6 protein-coding genes are annotated in these 7,561 nt (G+C 44.1%); all 6 read left to right on the top strand.

Annotation, left to right across the window (positions count from 1 at the left end):
- Positions 1 to 265 precede the first annotated feature (265 nt).
- The 6 genes from HZC12_01225 to HZC12_01200 all read left to right on the top strand — a co-directional run bounded on the left by HZC12_01225 (position 266) and on the right by HZC12_01200 (position 7,284).
- Positions 266 to 622, top strand: coding sequence for a DUF2784 domain-containing protein (locus HZC12_01225; GenBank protein MBI5025356.1), 357 nt, complete (start codon positions 266 to 268; stop codon positions 620 to 622).
- Between the two features lie 78 nt (positions 623 to 700).
- Positions 701 to 970, top strand: a complete 270-nt coding sequence (rpsO, locus tag HZC12_01220; protein ID MBI5025355.1) for a 30S ribosomal protein S15 — start codon at positions 701 to 703, stop codon at positions 968 to 970.
- Positions 970 to 3,057 carry a polyribonucleotide nucleotidyltransferase gene (gene pnp / locus HZC12_01215; GenBank protein MBI5025354.1) on the top strand — a complete coding sequence of 696 codons (2,088 nt, stop codon included), beginning with the start codon at positions 970 to 972 and terminating at the stop codon, positions 3,055 to 3,057. The genes rpsO and pnp overlap by 1 nt, the downstream gene beginning before the upstream one ends.
- Before the next feature lie 270 nt (positions 3,058 to 3,327).
- A complete protein-coding gene (locus tag HZC12_01210) occupies positions 3,328 to 4,680 on the top strand; it encodes an insulinase family protein (GenBank protein MBI5025353.1) in 1,353 nt (450 codons plus the stop codon).
- A 130-nt stretch (positions 4,681 to 4,810) separates the two neighbouring features.
- On the top strand, positions 4,811 to 6,424 hold the full coding sequence (locus tag HZC12_01205; protein MBI5025352.1) for an AMP-binding protein: 1,614 nt from the start codon (positions 4,811 to 4,813) through the stop codon (positions 6,422 to 6,424).
- A 518-nt stretch (positions 6,425 to 6,942) separates the two neighbouring features.
- Positions 6,943 to 7,284 (top strand): 1-deoxy-D-xylulose-5-phosphate synthase, encoded by a 342-nt coding sequence (locus tag HZC12_01200; protein ID MBI5025351.1) that lies wholly within the window; start codon positions 6,943 to 6,945, stop codon positions 7,282 to 7,284.
- Positions 7,285 to 7,561: the final 277 nt, after the last annotated feature.

Genomic DNA, 7,561 nt, shown 5'->3' with positions numbered 1-7,561 from the left:
TTACCAGGTGGCTCTCTCCTCTTACCATTCCTTGCGGAGATCCTCGACAGAAGAAAAGCAAAACGACAGGAGACTCAAAAGCAAGAGACGACGGTTACTTAACCCGGAAAAATATTAAAGAAAACCACAGAGTTCACAGAGGGAAAAAATGAACTGGGAAGTAGGAAGTAAGAAGTGAAAATCATAACTTCCCATTTCCTATTTCTCATTTCCCATTTATAACTCTGTGCCCTCTGTGGTTCAATTGCATTGTTTGGGTTAAACGATGGCTTACAGAATAGCCGCTGATATTGTTGTAGCAATTCATTTCCTGTGGATATTATTCCTCATATTCGGCGCCTTGTTGGGCCGCCGCTATATCGGGGTTAAAATCCTCCACATAGGCGGCCTTATTTTCGCCATCGTGATGCAGGTCTTTGGATGGTATTGCCCCCTCACGCATATCGAGATATGGCTCAGGCAGAGACACGACCCATCCCTTTCCTATACAGGCTCATTCATTATCAATTATGCAGAAAAACTGATATATATTGAGATTTCTCAGGAAATAATTTTTGTCTTGACTATTCTTTTAATCCTCGGCTCTGCCTGGATATATCTGCACAAACCCAGGCATTTCTGAAATCCCAGCAGACCCTTTACATATTAACTTCTGTTGTGCTATTGTTCATTAACATTTTTAAGAAAGGGCGGTGAAGTTGTGGCCTTGGATAAAGTCAAAAAGCAGGATATAATAAACCAGTTTAAACTGCATAATGTTGATACAGGTTCTCCTGAGGTGCAGATAGCCATTCTCAGTGAGCGGATAAACTATCTTACCGAACATTTTCGGACTCACACAAAAGACCATCATTCCAGAAGAGGACTTTTAAGGCTTGTGGGCCAGAGGCGCAGTCTCCTCGATTATCTAAAAAGAACCAACAAGGAACGATACTCTAAGGTTATAGAGAGACTTGAAATTAGGAAATAATGTATAAAGTTGAAGTTGAGCTCAGAGGGAAGAAACTCTCTATTGAGACAGGTAGATTTGCAAAACAGGCTGACGGCGCTGCCCTCGTTCAATACGGCGATACTGTGATACTGGCAACTGCTGTTGCCGAAGAAGCTGAAAAAGAAGGTTTAGATTTTTTCCCGCTCACGATAGATTACCAGGAAAAAACTTATGCTGCCGGGAAAATTCCTGGCGGTTTCTTCAAAAGGGAAGGCCGTCCGAGTGAAAGAGAGGTCCTTACCTCCCGCCTGATTGACAGACCAATAAGACCCCTCTTTTTAGAAGGTTTTTATTCAGAGACCCAGGGAATTGTCTCAGTGCTATCCTATGGTAATGAGAACATAGCAGATGTCATGGGGATTATTGGCATGTCTGCTGCCCTCTTTATATCAGATATTCCACTGTCAGAGCAAGTTGGGGCAGTGAAGGTAGGTAGGGTTAATGGAAACCTGATAATAAACCCTGACTTAAACGAAATAGAAACAAGCGACCTTAATCTCCTGGTGGCCGGTACAGAGGCTGCAGTTGTTATGGTTGAAGGAGGAGGACTTGAAATCACAGAGGCAGACCTCCTGTCAGCCATAGATTTTGCCCATCAGGAGATAAAGAAGATAGTTCTGGCTCAAAAACAATTGAGCTCAATGGTTGGAAAAATAAAAAGACCCCTCAGACCCCTTGTGATAGACAATGAACTAAGAGCGGCTGTGAAAGAGCATGTAGCAGGAAAGATAAAGGATGCTATAAGAATTCCAGGGAAACTCAGAAGGCAGGAGGTCCTGGACATCATTTTAAAAGATGCTATCGAGGCATTGAACAAAGGGGATAAAGATATAAGCCGTGAGATAGCAGAAGCGTTTTATGAATTTGAAAGAGACCTTGTAAGAAGGATGATACTCGATGAGGGGATCCGGGCAGATGCCAGAAGGCCTGAGGACATAAGGCATATAAGCTGTGAAGTTGGAGTTCTTCCAAGGCCCCATGGCTCAGCCCTTTTTATAAGGGGAGAGACCCAGTGCCTTGCTATTGCTACACTTGGAACAGCAGAGGACGAGCAAAGAATAGATGCACTGGAAGGTGAGTCGACCAAGGCATTTATGCTGCATTACAATTTCCCACCCTTTAGCGTTGGCGAGGTAAAGCCCTTAAGGTCGCCCGGCAGGCGAGAAATCGGGCATGGAGCATTAGCGGAAAGGGCGCTGAAGTCTGTGATACCAGCGAAAACCGAATTTCCTTACACAATCAGGGTGGTGACTGATATCCTTGAATCTAATGGTTCTTCCTCAATGGCAAGTGTTTGTGGCGGTTCTCTTGCCCTGATGGATGCAGGAGTTCCAATAAAAGCGTCGGTTGCAGGCATTGCAATGGGGCTTATCCAGGAGGGAGAAAGGATAGTAATACTGAGCGATATCCTCGGCCTCGAGGATCATTTAGGGGATATGGATTTCAAGGTTACAGGGACTGAAAAAGGGATAACTGCCTTTCAGATGGACGTGAAAATAGGCGGGATTAGCAGCGATATAATGAAAAGGGCTCTTGAACAGGCGAGGCAGGGAAGGCTTTTTATCCTCGGCAAGATGCTTGAGGCAATGCCAGCGCCGAGGAAAGAGCTACACCCGTATGCACCGAGGATTTACACCATGCAGATAAAACCCGACAAGATAAGGGATGTTATTGGAACGGGCGGGAAGGTTATCAGGGGTATAGTTGAGCAGACAGGGGTCAAGATAGACATAAATGATGCGGGCATTATAAATATAGCTTCTTCTGATGAGGCCTCGGCACAGCGCGCTATTGATATCATAAGCGGTATAGTGGCTGAGGTAGAGCTCGGAAAGATTTATATGGGAAAGGTTAAACGGATAGTTGATTTCGGAGCTTTTGTTGAAGTGCTGCCTGGGACAGAGGGGTTGCTCCATATTTCTCAAATATCAGAAAAGAGGATAGCAAAGGTAACAGATGAGCTGAGAGAAGGAGATGAGATCCCCGTTAAAGTAATCGAGGTAGACAAAATGGGCAGAATCAGGCTTAGTAGAAAGGATGCAATGAGGGAGCAGGCTGCAAGATAGAAATTATGATAGAGATAGAGATGGAGGGGATAGGTGATGAATTTATCCCCTTTTTATTTAACCCGCATAATGCAACTGGTTTATCATGAGCCATGTTAAACCACAGAGACACTGAGACACAGATAGATTTAAGAATGAACTTTTTTATACAAAAATCATTTCCTAAAACAACCTCTCGGATCGATTCTTTGACTTTCTCTGTGTCCTCTGTGCCTCTGTGTTTATATATTAAGTTTTTTAAACTGCATTTTTGGGTTAATCGATACTGAAATGTATAAAAAAGAATTCCTCAGCAACGGTATACCAGTTATTACAGAAACCACAGAGGGCATGCGCTCGGTATGTATTGGCATATGGGTGAATGTCGGCTCAAGGCACGAGAGTAACGATAAAAATGGCGTTTCTCATTTTCTTGAACACATGTTCTTTAAAGGGACAAGAAAGAGGACGGCCAGGGATATTGCAGTAGAAATAGACTCAATTGGCGGAGAGCTCAATGCCTTTACCTCACGTGAAAGCACGACTTTTTATGTAAAGGTCCTCGATGAACACGTCCCAAAAGGCATTGAACTTTTAACAGACGTATTTCTGCACTCTACTTTTCCAGAGGAGGACATCGAAAAGGAGAGGAGGATAATAAAAGAAGAAATAAAAATGGTTGAGGATACACCTGATGATTACATACATGACCTTTTCAGCCGAACCGTGTGGGGAGAGGAGGGGCTGGGCCAATCAGTCCTCGGCAGAAGGGAAACCATAAAGACCTTTACAAGGGAAGACCTGGTTGAGCATATAAGAAAATATTATGGCACAAGGGATACGATAGTAGCCTGTGCTGGCAATTTTGAGCAGGATGCACTGATTCATAGCCTTGAGCATAACCTCGGTAGCTTGAGGAGGGCATCTGAGCCAGAACGAGGCCCTGCCCCTAAATTTATGAGCAAGGTCAATATTATTCCCAAGGATCTGTCAGAAGTTCATATATGTCTTGGGCTTGAAGGCCTTCCTCAGGGTAGCGAAGAGAGATATTCCATATATCTGCTCAATACAATCCTCGGTGCAGGAGTAAGCTCAAGGCTTTTTCAGGAGATAAGGGAAAAAAGGGGTCTTGCCTATTCGATATATTCCTTTATTTCATCTTATTATGATACAGGCCTCTGGGCTGTGTATGCCGGGACAGGCAGGAAACGGGCCAGGGAAGTTATAAACCTTATAGCAGATGAATTGAGGGGCCTTTCTAATACCATCACCAGCGATGAGCTTCAAAGGGCAAAGGACCAGCTAAAAGGTAATCTCATCCTTGCCCTCGAATCTACAAGTAGCAGGATGACCAATATAGCCCGGCAGGAGATATACTACGGCAGGTATTTTTCTCCTGATGAAATCATGAAGGCCGTAGATGCTGTAACACTTGAGGAGATAAAAGGACTCGCTGACAGACTTATAAATCAGAGGTCAGATAGAGATAGAGAGGAAACTCCACAAACTCAACCAACTCAATTAACCCCACAAACTCCACAAACTCCATCAGCAGGCTCAGGACAGGTCAGTTACGACTCGCAACGAGTTCCTTTTGCCCTTGTAGTTTATGGGCCGGTGAAGGAGAAGGTCTACGACCTATGACGAGAGACTTTTCCAGTGACGAGTGACAAGAGACAAGAGACGAGTAAATATAATAACTCGTCACTCGTCACTGGAAAAGTCTCTCGTCACTTGCTTTGACCAGATAACTGCAATCTGATATATTCTGTTCATGTTTAATTACGAGCATGAATACAGGACCTTCCGACTTGAAATGCCTGAAAAGTTCAACTTCAGCTATGATGTCTTTGATAAATGGGCTCAGGAGCCGAATAAGGTTGCCCTTTTCTGGACATCTGAAGATGGCGATGAAAAGAAATTTACCTTTGATGAGTTAAAGAGGCTCTCCCTTCATTTTTCCGCATATCTTAAATCCCTTGAGATCAACAAAGGAGACAGGGTGCTCCTGATGCTTCCTGTGGTGCCTGAGTGGTGGATTTCAATGCTCGGAATGCTGAGGCTTGGGGTTATTGCAATCCCTGCCACGACCCTCCTGACCCCTAAGGACATTTCTTACAGGATAGAGGCAGCAGAGATCAAGGCTGTTATTACTGATAGTGAGAATGCAGGAAAGGTTGATGAGGCTTTGTCAGGTATACAGACAGTAAAGAGATTGATACTCATTGATGGGATGCGGAAGGGCTGGGATACTTATGACAGCAAGGCCAGCCTTCCTCCAATTGAGAAGACTGAGACAATGTCTGACGAACCCGCCCTCATTTACTTTACCTCAGGCACTACAGGGCCTCCAAAGATGGTCCTTCATACTCATGCATCTTATCCGCTTGCCCACATCGTAACAGGGAAATACTGGCTGGATTTAAAGCCTGATGATCTGCACTGGACACTCTCAGACACGGGGTGGGCAAAGGCAGCCTGGTGTGCTTTTTTTGGCCCCTGGCACATGGGCTCTGCAATCTTTACTCACCATAAAAGGGGTAAGTTTGACGCCCATTACTGCCTGGGAGTTCTTGAGAAATACCGTGTTACATCCTTCTGTGCGCCTCCGACTGCATACAGGATGATGGTGCTTGAAGATTTAAAGGCATTTAATCTGAAAAATTTAAGACATTGCGCTGCTGCAGGAGAACCACTAAACCCCGAGGTTATACAAAAGTGGAGGAATGGCACTGAAAGACTTATATACGATGGCTACGGCCAGACTGAAACAGTAAATCTCCTTGCAAATTTCCCTTCAATACCAGTAAAGCCTGGCTCTATGGGGAGACCTGTGCCTGGCTTTTATGTCTCTGTAATAGATGATGAGGGGAATGAATTGAGCCCTGACATTGAAGGTGAAATAGCAGTCAGGGTCAAACCAGAAAGGCCTGTGGGGCTGTTTAAGGAGTATGTTAAAAAACCTGCAGCCACAGAAAAATGCTACAGGGGCAATTGGTATCTGACAGGAGACAGGGCGTATAAAGATGAAGACGGCTATTTCTGGTTTGTTGGAAGGGCAGATGACATAATATTAAGCTCTGGCTACAGGATTGGCCCATTCGAGGTTGAGAGCGCCCTCCTCGAACACCCTTCTGTGGCAGAGGCTGCGGTTGTTGCAAGCCCCGATGAAATAAGAGGCGAGGTGGTTAAAGCGTTTGTTGTTCTTAAAAGAGGTTTTGAACCCTCAGATGGTCTTTTAAAAGAGTTGCAGGAGCATACCAAAAAAACTACAGCGCCTTATAAATACCCTCGAAAAATCGAGTTTGTCCATGAGCTGCCAAAGACAATAACCGGGAAGATTAAGAGATATGAGCTTAGAAAAATGGAATTTGAGAGAAGAACGTAAGCGACGAAGCAATCTCTAAATTTGACTCACAATGACAAGAAAGGAAGTTTTTATCAGGCTGGCAAAACCTGGCCCATCCAGCTTTATCTATCCAGAGGGCTTCGCACACCCAGGATGTTTTTTTGTGGCAACATGGGTATAGATCATAGTGGTCTGCAGATTGGTGTGGCCGCGGACTCCTGATATTCCGTGGAGGAGAGTTCGCGTTTTCTGGCAAAGTCAAGAAACCGGCCTACCCAGTGAGCGAAAAAAGGCACGTTCTTTGCCGGAACAAGCTTCCGCTCCAGAAGAAACTTCTGGAACTCCGGTAAAGTCTCTTTAACAGAATTGGACAATTTCACCATAAAATACCAACTTCCTTTTTTATCCATATTACCATAAAATACCAAGCAGTGTGCTTATGTGACGATTGAATTTAAATGTTTTTCCCCTTTATCAAAAACCTTAAAATATGCTATATTTTTTCCATGAAAGCTATAAATAGGAAGTTGGTATAATTATTAGTTATACGGTGAAATATGAATACAAATAAAACAAGAATAATGTACATCGAGCTCAAAACCGATCTCGCAGGCCCAGCACGGATCGGTCGCGTGAAACTATCGAAGACAGGAAAATCAATCCATTATAAAGACAAGACATTTCAGACATTGAAAGGCCAAGGCTTTAAATCAAACTACTTTGACGTGGATTCCGGGGATGAATACTGGATCTCCGGCTGCAGAAAAGACGGAATGGATGCACTTTATTCAACTGACGTTGAAATAGATGAAGACGTAAGAGAAGAATATTGGACTAAAATACGGGGCCTGCCCGAGAAAAAGCACATTGGGACTTTCCGAGCAAAAGGAAAATATTAAGAGCACGTATAACACCTGTGTCGAGGCGACAGGGAATAGCGCTTTTTCGTTTTCAGTCTTAGGTCTGTCCCCCTGCGCCTCACACATCTCGTTGAGGCTGTAGAAAAAGTCCATGGTGAAAGATATATGAGGGAATGACAAAGATTCGACCTCACAGAATGCGCTGTAGTGAGCGATCGCAAGGACGGGAGGGGTAAAGTAACCCCCGAAAACTGTGGGTTTCGAAATCAAGGGGACTTATTCTACAGACTAAAAAAAAAAAAAAATAATATTGACA

The organism is Nitrospirota bacterium, from assembly GCA_016214385.1.
Classification (GTDB): domain Bacteria; phylum Nitrospirota; class Thermodesulfovibrionia; order UBA6902; family JACROP01; genus JACROP01.
This window is presented reverse-complemented; position numbering and strand designations above follow the sequence as displayed.

What these genes read in the sequence shown, in the direction of transcription:
- pnp (MBI5025354.1), top strand. Translation starts at nt 970, where the DNA reads ATGTATAAAGTTGAAGTTGAGCTCAGAGGGAAGAAACTCTCTATTGAG.
- HZC12_01225 (MBI5025356.1), top strand. Translation starts at nt 266, where the DNA reads ATGGCTTACAGAATAGCCGCTGATATTGTTGTAGCAATTCATTTCCTG.
- HZC12_01210 (MBI5025353.1), top strand. Translation starts at nt 3,328, where the DNA reads ATGTATAAAAAAGAATTCCTCAGCAACGGTATACCAGTTATTACAGAA.
- HZC12_01205 (MBI5025352.1), top strand. Translation starts at nt 4,811, where the DNA reads ATGTTTAATTACGAGCATGAATACAGGACCTTCCGACTTGAAATGCCT.
- HZC12_01200 (MBI5025351.1), top strand. Translation starts at nt 6,943, where the DNA reads ATGAATACAAATAAAACAAGAATAATGTACATCGAGCTCAAAACCGAT.